We start from the raw sequence: 16375 nt of genomic DNA, 5'->3' as shown, positions 1-16375 counted from the left end.
ATAGATCTCGTAGTCGTCCACCCCGTGCAGGTCAAAGAACTTGCGGGCGTAGTCAATCTGGTTCTGGATATTCCCGCGTTCGGCCTGCTCTTCTGTGGACACCCGTGCGTAAAAAGCTACCGGGATATTCACAGGGTTGTCCTCCCTCCTCGCTTGCGTATAGTTTACCAGACTGGACCGGGAGGAGCATGGGGAAATGCTGATAATCGTCCGACAATACTCATCATCTCCAGAGGATCATGCGAGGGTGGCGGCATGGCTGGCAGAGCTGTTGATGAAAATCTTCGTCGGGCAGCCAGACATAAAGGGACCCCCGGCATCCGGGAGCCCTTGTCCTCATAAGAAATAGCAAGCCCCCGCAGGGTGGCGGGGGCTTCTCGTTAGAGATCGGGATACTCGGGGTCCACCGCCGGTTCTTTGCTGGCCGCCCGCTTGCCAGCTAGCCACTTCGCAATCGCATACAGCGCATCCACGGTACCCTCGGCGGCTACGAACCCCATGCACGCATACAGGACGTACTTGACGGCGTCCTCGGGGATGTCAGGGTACAACACCTTCAGGAAGGCCACCAGGGCGGCCGCCACGGCCATCAAGAACTTTCTCGACGTGAACCTTTCCCAAAATGAACGCATACGATCCTCTCCCCAATCAGATTTTCAGATTCGCCGTTCGAGTCGTCTCGTCCCAGGTCAGTTCTGCCCCCAGGGCCTGGGCCAAGTCTCGCACGTAGACCCACATCCTGCCGACAAAGATCTGCACCCTGCCTTCAAATGCCCGGATTTGCCCCGGGACAAGCTTGCCGTTAACGGTCACGGTCAGACGATAGTCGGCTGTCTGGTGCGGCTCCTGCGGGCTTCCAGAAGGCACCGCCGGAGGGACCACCTTCTTAATCCCGCGGGCAATCGCCTGCGCGCACTTCTCGCGGAAGCTGGCGTCACGCAACAGGGCCTCCTCTGCCGGGTTCGAGATGAAGGCCATCTCTACCAGGGCCGCCGGCATCTTGGTCAGGCGCAGGACGGCGAAGTTAGCGGTCTTAACGCCCCGGTCGGTCAGGCCGGTGGCCGCCAGCATCTCGGCCTGGATGGCCTTTGCCAGGCGTTCGCCAGTTCCGCCGGTGGTCAGGGAGTAGGTCTCCACACCGTGGGCCGCCGGGGTGGTCGCCGCGTTACAGTGGATGCTCACATAGGCGTCGGCGTCCAACCTGTTGGCGATCTCCGCCCGGGCGTGTAGGTCGAGGGCCGGCGTAGCGCCGAGGCCCCTGTCGTCGGTGCGCGTCAGCCGCACAGCGTAATGCGGGGCGATGATCTCCGCCACCCGCCGGGCCACGGCAAGGGTTACATCCGCCTCCCTCAGGCCGGTCGGGCCGATGGCCCCTGGGTCGGAGCCCCCATGGCCGGGGTCGATGACCACCTTAAAACGGTCCATTCGGATCTACCTCCTCCATTGTCGGTTCGGGAGCGACACGGGAGCCCTGCCGCCGCCCCTGCCGTCCCTGTCGCTCCAGCCAGTAACTGTAGCCCTCGGTCGCGAAGTAGCCGCCCAGGATGATCCCCACCAGGGGGACCATCAGGTCTACCATCGCTTCATTGCCCCTGAACACCTCCACCAGGAAGGCCGTGACGAAGATAGCGGCCAGCAGGTCCTTGAAACTAAAACCGTCTAAACGGTGAAAGGACAGCATGGGAATCAGCCCCTAACCAGTAACACCGCCATAGAACCGACCACCGTCGCCAGGAGGGCAATGGTTGCAAGGTAAAGCTTGTTGACGCGGTCTTCAATCCGCTGCAGGCTGCCATTTTGCACCTTCTGCCACCCCTCCAGGTTTACGATTCTGGCACCATGCTCGGCCAGAGTCTGCACGATAGCGTCCTGCTCCATCTTCCCACGTCCTTCCCATCTTTTGCGTCTTTTGCAATGGCACCGCCCTCGTTACCGTGATACACTTATCGCAAGGAGGCAGCCGCCGTGTTTGATCAGGCTTTCCGCTGTGTTTGGTACGCCGTCATCGGCATCGGCTTTGTCCTTGACCAGTTCGTAATGCCCATCTGGTTCGATTCATGGAACACCGTCTACTTCGCCGCCGCCCTGTTCGGCGGGTGGCTGATCTACCTGTTCGTCAGCGCCCTCGCCGCCGGCGCGGAATGGATCAGCTCCCGCCGGCGCCGCTGACCGGCCTCTTCCCCAGGGCAATCCGGGCCAGGTTCACCATCTCCACGTTGAGCTTGTCAATCTGGCGCAGCTTCTCATCGGGGGTCAGGGCCTTGGTCTCCTGGATCTTCCGGATCTTCTGCCGCCGCTTGTTCAGCAGTTCCTCCACCCGGCGCAGGCGCCTCAGGCGATCCATATCCACCGTTACCGTCGGCTTCTGTCCCTTCTTCTTCTGCTCCTGGGCCGTGCTGTAGGCCCGCTCCAGCCTCTGCAGTTCATCATAGAAGACATCAATAGACTCCGCGCTCCGGTAGGCTTTGCCAGTGTATGCTTTCAGGACGGGCGCCACCTCGGTTAGTTCGGCACCGGGCGCCCGGTTGCCGGTCAGGGCGTCGATAAGGTGCAGCGCGTGCATCCCCAGGCCGCCCGTGTACCCCCGGACCATCGCCTCAAACTTCCGCGGCGAGATGTTGAAGGCCTTGCCTATGCTCCGGGCTACCCCGGTGGTGTACGGTCCGTACTGCTCGGACGGCTCCAGGCGCTGCTCCCGCATCGGCACGATGGGCGCGCCGGTGAACAGGCTCCGGTTGGCGTAGGCCTCGGCCAAGGGTATGAGGGCCGTGGGGAGAACGCTCGGGGTACCGGCCTCCTTGGCCGATACGGCCAGGTCCTTGAGGACCTTGGGGTCCTGCCCGTCGATGTACTCCAATACCCGCTCGGGCGCCGTGCCAAAGACGATCCCTAGCTCAAACGGCTTGGGCACGAAGTACAGCGTGTCACCTTCGCCGGGGATGCACCAGTAGAGATCCCGGCGCCAGCGCGGCAGCTCCTTGTAACGGGGGTCGTCCCGGTTCATCAGGTACAGTATGATCGACGGGATAGTAATGAACGTAACCCCTTTGAGCGTGAAACCGATGGGGTCCTCGCGCCAGGCACGCACCAAACGGTTCGTGCCCTGAACAGCAGCATTGAAGAAGGCCACCATCTCATTTGCCTGGCGCCCCTTGTAGCCCGCCCGGGAGAAGTCCACGGTGACTTCCCGGCTCGAATAGGCCGCCCTCGCCTTCGCCTCCCGGCTCGTTCCTTCCCGTTTCAGGCCGCGGGCGAACTCGCCGACGCGGGTAGCTTCCTCGACGGCCTCGCTGACGGTTTGCAGAAAGGTGAGGGGCGAGACGGCGGCCCGGCGCAGGCGTTCCTTCGCCGTCTGCTTGCCGATCAGTTGACGCAGGTTGGTCTGCAGGTAATCCCGGTCCAGGCTGACAAGGGCCGCCTGGGCGCCGCCGGAGGCCTCCCACAGCTTGTAGAGATCGTCCCGCTTCGCGACATGGAAGAGGCCCCGCAGGAGATCCACAACCGGGAAGAACTGGTACTTACTGAAGGCCCAGGCCGAGAGCTGGTCACGGGCCGGGTTGCGGGCGATGAACTCCGGGGTCAACACGGCGCCGGCGCGCAGCATCCGGGCCGGGAAGGCCAGCAGCCTGATGAACCAGTTGGCACTCGGGGCATCCAACATCTCCAGCGCACGGTACAACTCCGGATGGACCTGGTAGAAGGTCGGCTTGCCGTTGCGGTAGACGGTGAGGATATTCTCTTTCTTTTCCTTGATCCGGGCGTAGCCGACCGGGTTGAAGGTCACGGCCAGCTTCTCGAAGTCGATCTGGTCCAGGATCTCATCGGGCACGCCGGCGCGCTGGAGTTCTTTCTCCAACCGCTCCAGATCGGTCCGGCTCGGCTCGACGGGGGTCGGCACACGCTCCATCAGCCAGCCCATACCCTCGGCCTTGTCGGCGATGTCGGCCAGTGCGCGGGCCACCCGGTTCCGCTCCGCGATGTCGACCAGCCAGATGGTGTTGCGGACAATACTCTCCAGTGGGTCGATGATCGACCGCTGCGAACCCTTGATGCCCTTCACCGGCTTGGGCAGATCCGTCCACCGCTTACGGCTGCCGATAACCAGGCCCTTCGACGCTACTTCCTCGCCGAAGTAGCGGTAAAACGGCACATAGTTCCGGTTGAGGTCCCGCATGGTCTCCGCGGTCTCGCGCGCCACGATGCCGGCGTCGACCAGGTGGTCGATGAGATTGTCCTGGTACTTCATCAACTGGTCGTGGGCCTTGCGGAACGCGGGGGAATCCAGTCTCTCAATAGCCATTGCGGCTTTCAGGGGATCGGCGCCGCTCTCAATGCCGCGATGGAACAGTTCCATCGCCCGCCGGGCGGTGATGTAGGCCGTGAAGTCCTCGATCTGATTCCGCACGGGCTTCAGGATTTCGCGCAGCCCCGGGCCGATGATCTTCAGGTCGGGACTGACCGTGGCGCGTTCGAGCATGCCGACGGCCTTTCGGGCGCGGCCGCGGGCCAGCCGAGCCAGACGGTACGGGTCGGCCAGGATGGGCAGATCCTTCTCGGGATCGGCCTTGCCGCCGAGGGCGGTCTTGACGGCTTTGTACAACGGGTATAGGTCGTCTACCCAGTCCGCGTATACCTTCTCGGTGGTTTTCAGGAAGGGCCTGTCCTTCGGCTGGTCGCGCACAATTATGCCTTTGATGTGGTCGACGGCATCCTGGCCGTACCAAGCCTGGTACAGCCGCTGAACCTCGCGAATCACGCCCTTGAGCTTCGGCTCTGCTTCCAGCCGTGATTCGAAGTCGCGGAAAAAGGTGGGGGCCGCCTGCTTCGCAATCTCGGGGCGCACGAAGTAAAACCGGAAAAACTCCGCCAGGCCCTCTTCGTGCTGAAGCTTGGCGCCGGCCTGGGGATAGAGCCGCGCCCCGAGGGGCTGCAGCTCGGGGTATTTCATAAAGTCCAGCTTGAGGGTCTTGGTCAGGTGGTGGCCGGCCTCGTGGGCGATGGCCTCCAGGTCCTCGGGTTGCTTGGTGCGGATGACCTCAGTCTTGGTGTTGTACTGGGCGCGGGCACCGGTTAAGGTCATTCGCTTTTCCCGGACCGGAGCCAGAAGCTTGTCCTCGATGTAGCGGATGATATCCACCCGGCCGACAGGTTTACCGCCAGTGGATGTCTTAGTTTGAGCCTGGGCCTTTGCGGCGGCCTGCTGGACAAAGTATTCCACGCCCACAAGTTCGTCGTCAGCGTAGCGATCTTCGGATTCACGAACCCGATATCGGTCCTGCGTACTTATCTCTCTACCAATGAAAGTCCCTGCTTCACGTCTTGCCAAAGCGACACTCGCGAACGGGTTATTGCTCTCTAGCACCCTCCTAACCGAAGTATGGCTTTCGCCGTGGCCGTCGTAGAGTACAACATCGCGCAAGGCGGCGTTCATAACAAGTTCCTGGGACGCCTCCCTAAGGTCGGCGGCGCCTCTGTAGTAGGCAAGGACCATAGGCGACCCAAACGCCCGCGCCTGACCGCGGATAAAGTCGGCGGCTTCCTTTGGGCGCCGGAACAAACCGATAGGAATCTCCTGCACGGCGCGGACCCTGTTCTTGGCGTCCATATAGATAATAGAGACAAAGTTCTCCGGCGTGCGCAACGAGGCCCCTACCTCGGCGACGCCTGCGGGACCGGTGATAACCTTGCCCAGGGCGGGATGATCTAACTCCGGCGTATAGAGAAAGTCGAGCGAAGGTTGTGGAAGGTCGCGGGTGCTGAAATCCCCATTCGAGTTGATAAGGGCGTACTTATTCGAATCGATCACCACGTGGCCACGAAAACGCTCGGGGTCCACTAGTTCAGCGTAGTATTTCGTGAATTGCCGATCCGCCCCTGACGGCTTGGGATCTCCACTGGGGTGGTTGTGGAGGAGATAGTAACCATCGGCCTTCAGGCGCCTTATCCGCTGCCTTATCTGATATGCGTCACGCACATGGTTGTCCGACAGCACAACAGCGAGGTGGGGCAGGCGCGACGTAAGGGCTTCGTGCCCAATAATCCGGCCATTTCGCACGTAGAACACGCGGAAGGTTTCAAAACGTGGGTCACGGAGGACCTGTGCCAGGACTGCTAGGTCTTCCGCGTTTTGGATTCTCTTTCCCTGGAAAGAAACTCGCCCATCCTGGATAAAGTCTCGGGAGATGGCGACACCAAGCGTTCGGACGCCCCCGGAGCTAACAGCCGTTCCTCTACCGGCGGGTACTCTACCAGCGGCTGTACTTTCAGAGACGGCCTGATACGCAAGCGCCGCCGCCTCTTCTCTCTGGTTCTCTTCACGTACACCAACCCTCTTATAGAGATCATTGATCGCCTCGCGGACGACGGCCTCTTCACGGCCCTTCCTGAACGTGACACTGCCGTCCTCGTTCCTGGTCAGGTCCCAACCCTGGATCATATCGCCCAAACGAGCGGCCAAAGATTTCGGGATTCTGGCGTCCGAAGCGATGGTGATCTCGTCGGCGCTGCCGGCCAGGGCCTGCCTGACATCGTCGGCGCTGCGAACCACGACCGCTCGCTGCCGCCCGGGCATACCTTTTACGTCTTCGCTGCCTCCCTGGCGGCCTCCGCCCGCTTCTGGTTTTGCTCCTTCTCCCACTCTCGGAGCCGCTTGCCCAGCATCGCCACGACGAACGGCCTGGTTTTGGAAAAGCGAAGCTTGTAGGGATTCTTCATTAGTCCCAACCACCTTCCTGATAGCCTGTTCAAGGACCTCGGCCTTGGTCGGTATAATCTTGCCGAAGAAAGACTCCTGCTTCGGGTGCCCGACGGCCTCAACTACATCGGCGTAGGCATTAAGGATTGACGACAGCTTCTTTGCACTCCGGCCGAACTGGTCAAAAACACCCAGGATGTCTTTTGCCAGCGGCGAGATGTCCTCACCAAACATGGTTGTCTGATTGAGGTACTTCTCAACCGACATGCCGGTCTCACGCAGGTAGGACAGCTTGTTGGCTGCCGCAGCGATCTCTTGAGTCAAGTCTAGATCGTGCAGAGTACCGTTTGCAATACCATCTTTTACCTTGGCCAGCCTGGGAGCCGCGATCAGCATAGCGTTAGTAATGTTCCGGACATTGCTGTCCGTGCTTTCGGCCAGTTTCGCCAGAACGGCCGGGTCCCCGTAGGCCTTGGCAAAGACGGCGTTGCGGATGCGGTTTACGCCCTCCTGAGAGATACCGCCATCGGCAGTCATATACCGACCGCGTTCCGCCGGCCCGACCACCTCTTGGAAGAAGCGGCGGACGAAGTCCCAGTTGGCGCGATGCACGATCTCCCCGTTCTCCCCGGGGACAAACTCATCCAGGAGGGCCCCGGACAGCTTCTTGCCGTCCGCCATCGCCTGCTCGGTGGCAGACATGGCGGCGACGGCTTGCTCATTGGCCTCGCGGGTGAACTGGACACGGTCGACGTCCGTCTGCCGGACCCGCACGAGGACCGGGCGCTCGACACCCTCCAGGGCCTTCTTGTCCAGGCCAAACCGCTCCGCGTTGTCCAGTAGCCATTGCCGGTACTTACCCGCATTCTCGTGGCCGCTTTCATAGGCCGTCTTCAGGGCAATAACCCGCCCGTTCCCGGATTCGACGACCAGATCCGGGCCGACGATCGGCGCCCCCTCGGAGGCCTTCGGGCTCTCGCCCAGGAACTCCGGCTCCAGCTTGTTGACGATGAGCCCGATCTGCTCCTTGCTGGCCGCGCGGGACCGGTCCCGGGGCTGCAACTCGGCAGGGTATCGCTTGTCGGTACGCAGGGCCGTGTCGTGGGACGCGATCAGGTCATTGGCATCGACGACAGCGTATCTGGTCTCGACGGCGGTCCCGCGCTCGGTTTTTGCGGTAGCCGTTTTACCCTGGATCTGGCCTGGCGCAGCAGGCTTCGAGGCCTCGGTCGCTTTGGGTGTCTCCGGGGGTTTCCCCTGCTTAGAAGCAAAATATCGCTGGAGGACGCGTTGCGCGGCTGGCGAGAGTTTGCTCCACTCGCTCTTGGCAAACTTGTCGGAATCACGCTTGTTCCACCCAACAGTTTGCGCCACGTTGAAACGGTCGTCGTAACTCATACCGTTCCACCGCTGAACAACCGGCTCCATGCCGCGCTCAATGGCTTCCCGTTTGGCCTTCTGTGCCGCCGGCGGCTCCGCCTTGACCGCCTTTCGCCCGATCCAGAACTCCGTCCCCAACTCGTTTCGCACTTTCAGCTTCGCCGGGTCGGTGTCGTCGATGATGATCAGGCGTTCGCCCTTCGGGCCGAAGACAACAAGCGGCACAGTCGGCCTTTCCTGCTCCGACCGTACTTGCGGCGTCGTGGCCTCCGCAAGCAGCGCCTTTACCGCCTCTTTACGTGCCGCTTCTATCGTCAGCGGATCAGACGGTATCAGGTTTCGCTGGCCGCTGACCGTAACCTCAACGGCAAAGCCTTCTCCGCTGGGATGCTGGACGATCTTAGCGGTCGTGCCATTCAGACGTGCCGTACCGTAACGCTCAAGTTGTCGCAGAAGTTCTGCACTTGCGGTTTCAGCCTGCCTTTCCGGCGCCCGCACAGTAGGCAGCGGGGGCGCCTCAATGACTCGGCTCGGCCTGACCGGTGTCTCCGGCCGCATCGGACCCTGGACGGTTTCGACGGTGCCGCCGCTCCGGGTCGCGCGCTGGTCTTCGCTGGCCGCCAGCCGTTCCCGCAGGATACGCAGCCACTGCTCGTGCAACGGCTCGGGTTTCGGCCGGGGCGGCTCCGGCCGTCCCCACAGGCCGGCAGCGGCGCGGGTCTTGACGGTAAACCTCGGCGGTTGGGCCGCCATCCGCTCCCGGGCGCGCGCCAGCAGCTCCTGCCATTGCGGCGGCAGGAATTTCTCCGAAAGGGGCTCATAGCCTTCCATCGGCGGGGTTTCGGCCGGTGCCGGCCGGCGTGCCTCAATAGCTTCCAGGCGGGCCTTCTGCCGGGGCTCCGGCAGGGCCGGCGTCCGCAGCCGCGCCCGTTCCGTCGCAAATACCCGCGTACCCTCCGGGATCTCCGGCCGGCGGGCCTCCCCCGGGGCGGTCCTGGCAGCCGCATACGCGGCGTTGACATCCTGCCAGAAGCGGTCGTATTCGGCCCGGGCCGTCTCCATATCTCCACCGGCCCAGGCCTCACGGAAACGCCGATGGGTTTCCATCGCCGGACGCAGCAGGCCGGCCCGGCCGCCCAGGGCGCCGGTCAGGGCACTGAACAGGGCCAGGGAGCCTGCAGTCGTCGCCAGCTCCTGCATCGAGGGCCGCTGGTCCTCGGGGTAAAGGGGAATCGCCGCGGCCATACCGGTGGCGCCGACAACACCCCCGCGTACGCCGTGCTCGATAATGCCCGGGGTCATAGGCGCAAGGCGCCGGAGAATCTGCGATGCCAGTTGTCCGCCGACGTCGCCCACGCCGAAGAAGGCCGTTTCGGCAGGCAGTTCGGCCACTGTCGGGCGTTCCTCCGGCGGCCGGAGCGGGGTCTGCTTCAGACCCCAATAGCCGGCGCCGGTAGCGGCCCCGCGGGCCGCCGTGCGGACCAGGCCGGGGGCGCGCTCGGCAAGGCCGGCAAGCCCCGGCAGGCGCCGGGCAACTTCTCTGCCAGCCGTCCGTACGCCGCTGGCCGCCAACCCGATGGGCGCGAGAGCGCCGATCAGGTTGCCGATGACCTCTTCGGCACCTGACGGTTGCGCTATGCGGGCATCCTTCGGCAGCAAAAGCGCCGCAATGGCCGCTTCCTGAGCCGTGCGTCCAGCTGACGACGCCGCCCGCGGCACCAAGACATTACCGGTCCGTTCCGCCGCCCGAAGCAGGGCCGGGCCGAGCGGCGCCCGGCTGACAAACGCCTCCTGCGCCTGCCGCTTGCTCTCGATCTCCCGCAGGGCGCCAAAGGTCGGCGCCGGGGACACATCGGCAGGAAGCAGCCGGGGGCCGGGCGGCTGTGTCGGCCTGGGCGCCAGACCTTTGAAGGTAGCGGCCCGCTTCAGGGCGTCAATGGCGGCTTTCACCGGGCTCGGTTTAGGCGGGGGCGGGGCCGTAGTCTCAAATTCCCGCAGGGCGCCGAAGGACGGAGTGGGTCCCGTTGGCGTCGGCGGCCGGCTTTCTCTTTTTCGCGCCTGGTCCCGCTCTTCCAGGGCCTCGTAGAACTTACTCAGGTCGGCCATCTACATCGCTCCCGCACGCTTCAGTGCGTCATACAGGGGGCTCCCCTGGCCGGGCACCCACCGTGACCCATACGTCTGATAGTCCCACTCTTCTACCGCTTTTCCGGCACTGCCGAGCAGGCGGTTATACCCCGTCGGCCCGACCAGTTGCAGCAGTTCTTTCTTGTATCGCTGAAGATCCGCAAGGTAGTCCTCGGGGCGCTTGTAGTAATCAGATACGGACATAATCGCGGCTTCCCAGTCCGTCTTGGTAGGTGCCTTAGTCCCGCCGGACTTAGTCCCGCTGGCCTTAGCCGCCTTAAGCTGAGAAACTGCCACTTGGGCTTGCTGGTACGGCGTCATCCCCATTGTCCAGGGGAGCTTTTCGCGCTCAAGCTGTGCCTGCCGGTCCTTCTCCGCCTCATCGGCCTGCTGGCGTAACTGCCACAGCGAAAGGATGGTCTTTGCAGCGTCCTGCTGCTGATAAGCATTCTGCGCCGCCTGCATCCGGAGCTGCGCCTCGGTCGCCCACCGCTGCTGCGCCAGTTGCTGCATCGCCCGCGCCGCTTCTTCCGATTGGCCGACCAACTGGTTAGCCAGCGCATTGATCGCCGCGACCTTCGCCCGCTCCACCTCGGCCGCCCGCGCCCCGCGCAGCGCCCCGGCTGGCAATTGCCCGAAGAACCCCCGGCGGATGGTGTCCTGGTCTACCGCTTCCAGGGTCTTCTCCAGTTCAGTCTCATAAAGAGGATTAAGCTGGCCCCTGGCGCGGCTCTCGGCCTCGGCGTAGGAAAGCGTCGGAGGCGGCTCGGGCATGGGCGGCATTTCAAAGCGAAACGGCTGTGGATTGAGAATAGTATCGAGCGCGTTGCCAAACCCCGACAGGATTGCGTTGCGCTTGGCAAGGGCGCTGGCCGCCGCCGGGTCGGCCTGGAGCGCCGGCAAGGTGGCCGGGTTCGAGAAGTCCACCATCCGCCCGTTCTTGTAGATGTTCCCCATTGGGTCAACAGTGTACGAAAATCCGCCCGTCGAACTGGTTGTACTGCCGGGCCCCGACGAGGAAGAAGGCGAACGGCTGCTCGGTGTAGAGCCGCCGCTATTGTTGCCACTGCCGGCGGCCGCAGCCCTTGCTAGGGCCGCCGTATCCACAGGCGCGGTCAGAGGGATGCCTGCGGCCTTTTTCCGGGCAACCTCCGCCGCGTATTGAGCATCCGTCATTCCGTAAGGCATTTACATCACTCCTTCGGGTCTGCGCATTCCCGTCCTAAGACGCCACAATAGCAGCCAAAATTTCCTGCTTCTCCTCTGGTGTCAAAACAGGGTACTCTGCCAGAATCTCCTCCGCTGCTTTCCCTTCTTCTGCCATGCGTTTAGTTACTACCCGCACGAAGATATTGCGCTTCCAAAGAGGCATCATCACGCACCGCCTCCCAACAGGGCTGCTATAGCTGCTTCAAGATCGGCCAAACGCTGTTCAGCAGTGCCCTGCTTTTTCAAGTCTACGTAAGGTATTCCCTTGGACCGTGGGTCTTCGGGTAAGCCTCTTGGGCTGCCCTGTTCATCCAGTGGAAACTCCACGGCATTATCAACCACTTTAATTACTTCGCAGTCGGCAGGGTAGCGGTCTATAACGTACTCTTGTTCGTTAGTGTGAGTGGCTATAACTTTGCCTGCCTTAATTACTAGTATCAAGACTAGCACCCCCTACGTCGAAATAATAGCATTAGCATTACCGACAGTGTTCACTGCGGGGGAAAAAATAGGCGCTCCAGTGTAACCGTAGACGTAAATAGAACTCTCCAGCCATGCATAGTAGTCAGAGTTGGTATTGCCAGAAGCCGTGCTGGAGCCAGCCGCAATGGAGCTACCATTGGTTGCCCAAAAGCCATTAGCCCCGTTGCCGCTGGCAGTGCTGGAGTCAGCCACAATGGAGCTACCATTGGCTGCCAAAAAGCCATTCTGCCCATTGCCGCTGGCAGTGCTGGAGATAGCCCAAATGAAGCCGCCAGTGTCTGCCAAAAAGCCATTCTGCCCATTGCCGCTGGCAGTGCTGGAGCCAGCGAAAACAGTGCCTCCGTATCCAACCCATATACCATTGGAGCCAAAGCCATTTATCCCAACATTACCTCCAAGTAGAATGAATGCAGGCCCTGGTACTCCTAAGTCGCTAGGTAACCTGCCAACAAGTATACCTTCATTGGTGCTACCATCTCCAACTACTGCAACAGCACCCAAAAGCCCCAGTGCGGAATTTGGAGCCACAACTATACCCCGACAACCCACAAACTTCAATACAGTTTTTAGAACTACCACTGTGCCACCGCTTAAAGTTGCCGTCGGGAACGCACTCGCACGGTGAGTATTTTGCACGGTAATTTGAGTTGCGCTATCAACACTTATGACTTTCCAAATACCCCTAAAGGCGTAGTGGTCTCCTGTACCCGTAGTATCTCTGACTATGACGTAATCACCAGCCGCAATGCCGCTGGTAGATTGCACTAGTATTGGCACACCCCAGTTACCTGCGGAGCCTGTAATAGTACCTGCACCAGTTATGGTAGTAGTGACAGGAGTTGCGCCGATAATCTTTATATGCAAGCCCTGTGGGTGGTCAACGATAATTGGAGAGGTATGGCTATAAGTCCCCGCCGCAACCTGGATAGTAACAGTAACGTCTCTAGGAATCCAGGCTTTTTTGAGACTATCTAGGGCCGCCTGGATTGTGGGATAATCTGCTGGCACGTTGATAGTTTTATTAGCTGTTATCACAGTTTCGGCCAAGTGCGCAGTGAGGTTGGCCTGCACAGCATCGGCCTTGGCCTGGGCGCCAGCAGGCGTTTCGGCTCCAATGGCATCCGGCGTGAGTACATCTGTACCACCAACAGCGTGTGACCCAGCATGTGGAGCCGGTAGGGCCTCGCCGGTGGCAGTAATAGTAACCCGCTTGTTTGTCGTATCGGGGGTGATAGTTATTCCGGTGCCGGCCACCAGATCGACGTTACCGCCTGGGTTGCTCACGCCCTTGATGCTGACCAGCGCCCCGGTCTGGGCCGCTGTGGTGCCGTGCGGGTTGTCTGTACGGTTGGCATGGGCGTCCACCTTCGCCTGCGCTCCCGCTGGAGTCTCGTGGCCGCTGTGCGGCGCGGCGGCGTCCATATGAGCCTTGGCGTTTGCCAGGGATGTTGCCGGGGTGTCATACCAGTTCGTGGCACCGGTAATCGCCTTGACCCGGTTCGCCAGCCACGAGAACAGCTGAGTCAAGGTCCCGGTATTCCCCACCGGGGCCTGGGCTTGATCGACCGTCCGGCTACCAACCTTGGCATCAGTAGCCGCACCATCCGCCAGGCCGTCCGCCCCAATCTGCGGGGCATCGTCAGCCGCTCCGGTGTGCTTGTGGCCGGTGGCCGCATTGAACTTCGCCCAAATCCCGGCAATCGAAGACGCGGCAGCGTCGTACCAATTAGCGGTGCCTTTGACGGCCTTAATGTGTTTTGCCAGCCACGAAAGGAGCTGGGTCAGGGTACCGGTGTGCGCATCCCCGGCAAGGGCCTGGTCCACCGTCCGCGTGCCGATGATGGTGTCGGTGGCGGCACCGGCGCGTATGTTCTCCGTCTGAATACCGCCCGGCGACCCGTCTTTGAAAGTGTCCGCCGGGTCGAGCGCAGCGAATAGGTTATCCAGGTCGTATTCGATCTGGTCCGGCCCGGCCGTACCGGTGGATTTCTGGCCCACGTCAGCCGAGAATGTCCGCTTGGGCTTAGCCATTACACCTTCACCCCTCTGGCTCTAAGCACTTGATACTCGAAGGCATATCCGTAAAGCGTTACCGGCTCGTCAATGTTCCTGTTCTCAAAAAGGGTTTGAACCCGCTTGCCCTTCAGCCGGCAACGCGCCTCCCGCGTCGTGAAGTCCTCCCAGCCCCAGGTGTTGCCCCACGGTTCACCCCAAGTAAGGCTCTGATCAAGCGACACCCCAGGGAAGGAAACAGACTTGGAATCGCAAGTCACAGTAATGTCAGCGCTGCTCGTTTCGGAGCCGTATTGCCTGGCCGCGAGGAACACCCTGAATAACTGCTTGACATGGAACACCAGGCTGGCGTCCGCTAGGCTCAGGTCGTGCTGCCTGCTTTTCAGTGCCATTTCAATGGGCTTGTAGCTTCCGGTGACAGGGTCCCAATCCCTGTACGCCTGGCCCATCTTCAGGATGTAACCGTTAGTGGCGGCAAGGATGTCCCCGTTGGCCGTCAGGCAGAAGTCATTGACCTGTAGCCCGGTGTACCGGGTAAACGCCTTCAAACCCCAGTCCAGAACAAGAATCTTGTTGTTGCGCGGGTTGGCCGGATCGTCGCCGTAGGCCAGGAGATAACGCTCGTTGTACGGGTCAAACAACGCGCAGGCCGTCTCCGGGTGTACGATGCTACGAATAACCGAGGTTACCTTATCCTTCGCCTGGTTCTTCACCAGTTCGTCACCGGCCACCAAGATGACGTTGTAGTCCAGCAGCCCGGGGCTCAGGCTGTAGAGCCCGCCCTGTCCCAGGAAGGTCAATGAATTTGGCGTCAGCCGGATCGTCCGCGGCGCGACCGTCCCCTGGCCGACGGGCAGCCTTTCCCATACGGCGTCCGTGGCCGGGTCGGAGCCCTTCCAGGCCCACGCAGAATTTCTGTAGAGCGGCATCAAGGCGTTGCCGAACATCCCCAACCCGTGGGCCGGGCCGTCTTGTGTCGTGGGGTAGAGCTTGCTGGTGTTTTTGAAATAGGTCGGATCGTTTGGTTGGCTGTAATACAGTGCGGCCCGGTCGTTCGGGTCCCCGGTAGCGAAGACGCGGAAGCTCTTCGGGTGCCACTCGAAGATCCTGCACCTTTTGACGGGCGTCAAGTCGTTGTCCGTGGCACTGTTTGGCGTCACTTCGGCCACGGTTGCCCCGTCGTAGGTCCAGAACTTGTCTGTCCCGGCTTCCTTGCCGGCGAACCAGAACTTGTCCTGGAAGACGAACCAACCGATGTCCGGGGCGCTCAGGGCTTTCACGACGGTTTTGGTGCCGTCGTCGGCGATCCGGCAAAGGTCGCTGCCCACCACGGCCATCTTGATCTTCGTGCCGTCGTTCTTCGACCACTCGATAATGCGCTCTACCTGGGCACCGTAAGAAACGGCGTTAAGTGGAGCCGTACCCTTGCGCTTGCTGGCCGCGCCACGCTCGTCCAGATCGACGTTATCCGCCAGGGCCAGCTCGTTAAGAGCAAGACTATCCGGCGCCGCATCAGCGTTCCAGCCGCCGCGGAAATCCCGGTACACGGCATAAAGTTTCGGCTTGGCGGGTTTGCGAGGGATTTCAGGTGCCAACAGCATTTAACGCACCACCGTGATCGTCGCCGTCGCCGGCCCCCGGCTGCTGCGCAGGGTCAGCGACGTGCGCATCGCATCGCGCTCGAATTTCTTCACGTGATAGTCCCCATCGGCGTCGTCCGGGTCCTGCTTCAGCTTCCACCACCCGATTAGGTGATCTACGAGGGAACCGTGGAAAGCCAGATGTAGCTCCGGCGTTTCATTAAGGTTGGCTAACTGGGCCACGACCCGGCGGCCAAAGACGGTGTAGGTATCGGCCTCGGCAAAGATGATCTGGCCTACGCGCTGACGGTAGTCGGTGTAGAGTTCGCCGGCGGAGTTCGTCACTTCGCTGACCGTGATGAAGTTCACTGGCAGCGACGTCCACGTCTTGGCTTCGGCGGCAATCTCCGTACTGTCGTAGACGAGCCCGTTGTCGTTCAGCCAGCGCAGGGCGGCGTTGATGCCCTCCAGGGCGTCGGTGTCGTCCATAGTTTCGCCGATGTACGCCTCGGCGGCAGTCTTGATCTCTTTGCCGGTCATCTAGCCTTCCTCCGTTACTTCGCCGGGCTATGGTCCGGGTGTTCCGCCGCCAAGTGATCGGCCAGTTCCTGCTCGGTTTTGAAGACCTTCTTGCAGTCTTCCACAGGGCAGAAGACGACACCTGGCGTCAAGGCCCCCTTGGCCTTGCCCACCTCGGTCAACGTGGTCCCGTAGTCGTCATGCTTACGAAGGCAGGCAATCACCTGCTTATCCTCGGTGACCAGCTTGCCGTTCTGGAACCTTGCAACCTTGTCGGTTCCCGGGACCTTGTAAGCGATCCCCTTATAGGCGCTCCTGAATTCCACTTCCGGCATTCGGGATCTCTCCTCTGTGCATGGTTTAGGGTATG

13 protein-coding genes are annotated in these 16375 nt (G+C 61.5%); 1 reads left to right on the top strand and 12 read right to left on the bottom strand.

Translation table 11 applies throughout. The features are described 5' to 3' along the window. Positions 1–380: 380 nt before the first annotated feature. The 4 genes from AB1609_00820 to AB1609_00805 are packed head-to-tail and all read right to left on the bottom strand — an operon-like array spanning position 381 to position 1878. Positions 381–632 carry a hypothetical protein gene (locus AB1609_00820; protein ID MEW6045019.1) on the bottom strand — a complete coding sequence of 84 codons (252 nt, stop codon included), beginning with the start codon at positions 630–632 and terminating at the stop codon, positions 381–383. A gap of 16 nt (positions 633–648) precedes the next feature. Further along, the gene (locus AB1609_00815; protein ID MEW6045018.1) at positions 649–1425 is read right to left on the bottom strand and encodes an N-acetylmuramoyl-L-alanine amidase; all 777 of its coding nucleotides are present in this window, start codon (positions 1423–1425) and stop codon (positions 649–651) included. Next, entirely contained in the window at positions 1412–1681 is a 270-nt protein-coding gene (locus tag AB1609_00810) for a hypothetical protein (protein MEW6045017.1), read from the bottom strand. The genes AB1609_00815 and AB1609_00810 overlap by 14 nt, the downstream gene beginning before the upstream one ends. A gap of 5 nt (positions 1682–1686) precedes the next feature. Then, positions 1687–1878, bottom strand: a complete 192-nt coding sequence (locus tag AB1609_00805) for a hypothetical protein (protein MEW6045016.1) — start codon at positions 1876–1878, stop codon at positions 1687–1689. 87 nt (positions 1879–1965) lie between these two features. On the opposite strand from AB1609_00805, the gene AB1609_00800 reads away from it, so the two are divergent. Beyond that, entirely contained in the window at positions 1966–2169 is a 204-nt protein-coding gene (locus AB1609_00800; protein MEW6045015.1) for a hypothetical protein, read from the top strand. Here AB1609_00800 and AB1609_00795 read toward each other — a convergent pair. The 8 genes from AB1609_00795 to AB1609_00760 form a co-directional block, all read right to left on the bottom strand. Next, positions 2147–9466 carry an LPD38 domain-containing protein gene (locus AB1609_00795; GenBank protein MEW6045014.1) on the bottom strand — a complete coding sequence of 2440 codons (7320 nt, stop codon included), beginning with the start codon at positions 9464–9466 and terminating at the stop codon, positions 2147–2149. The genes AB1609_00800 and AB1609_00795 overlap by 23 nt on opposite strands. Positions 9467–10180: 714 nt before the next feature. Further along, the gene (locus AB1609_00790) at positions 10181–11158 is read right to left on the bottom strand and encodes a hypothetical protein (protein MEW6045013.1); all 978 of its coding nucleotides are present in this window, start codon (positions 11156–11158) and stop codon (positions 10181–10183) included. 265 nt (positions 11159–11423) lie between these two features. Beyond that, positions 11424–11579, bottom strand: coding sequence for a hypothetical protein (locus tag AB1609_00785; GenBank protein ID MEW6045012.1), 156 nt, complete (start codon positions 11577–11579; stop codon positions 11424–11426). Next, positions 11576–11851 (bottom strand): hypothetical protein, encoded by a 276-nt coding sequence (locus tag AB1609_00780; protein MEW6045011.1) that lies wholly within the window; start codon positions 11849–11851, stop codon positions 11576–11578. The genes AB1609_00785 and AB1609_00780 overlap by 4 nt, the downstream gene beginning before the upstream one ends. A gap of 12 nt (positions 11852–11863) precedes the next feature. Then, on the bottom strand, positions 11864–13924 hold the full coding sequence (locus AB1609_00775) for a right-handed parallel beta-helix repeat-containing protein (GenBank protein MEW6045010.1): 2061 nt from the start codon (positions 13922–13924) through the stop codon (positions 11864–11866). Then, the gene (locus AB1609_00770; GenBank protein MEW6045009.1) at positions 13924–15507 is read right to left on the bottom strand and encodes a hypothetical protein; all 1584 of its coding nucleotides are present in this window, start codon (positions 15505–15507) and stop codon (positions 13924–13926) included. Before AB1609_00770 ends, AB1609_00775 begins: the two co-directional genes overlap by 1 nt. Then, positions 15508–16026, bottom strand: a complete 519-nt coding sequence (locus AB1609_00765; GenBank protein ID MEW6045008.1) for a hypothetical protein — start codon at positions 16024–16026, stop codon at positions 15508–15510. A gap of 14 nt (positions 16027–16040) precedes the next feature. Then, a complete protein-coding gene (locus tag AB1609_00760; GenBank protein ID MEW6045007.1) occupies positions 16041–16340 on the bottom strand; it encodes a hypothetical protein in 300 nt (99 codons plus the stop codon). Between the last annotated feature and the right edge of the window lie 35 nt (positions 16341–16375).

The organism is Bacillota bacterium, from assembly GCA_040754675.1.
Classification (GTDB): Bacteria; Bacillota; Limnochordia; order Limnochordales; family Geochordaceae; genus Geochorda.
The sequence above is the reverse complement of the archived record's forward strand: the minus strand, read 5'-3'. Positions and strand labels throughout refer to the sequence as shown.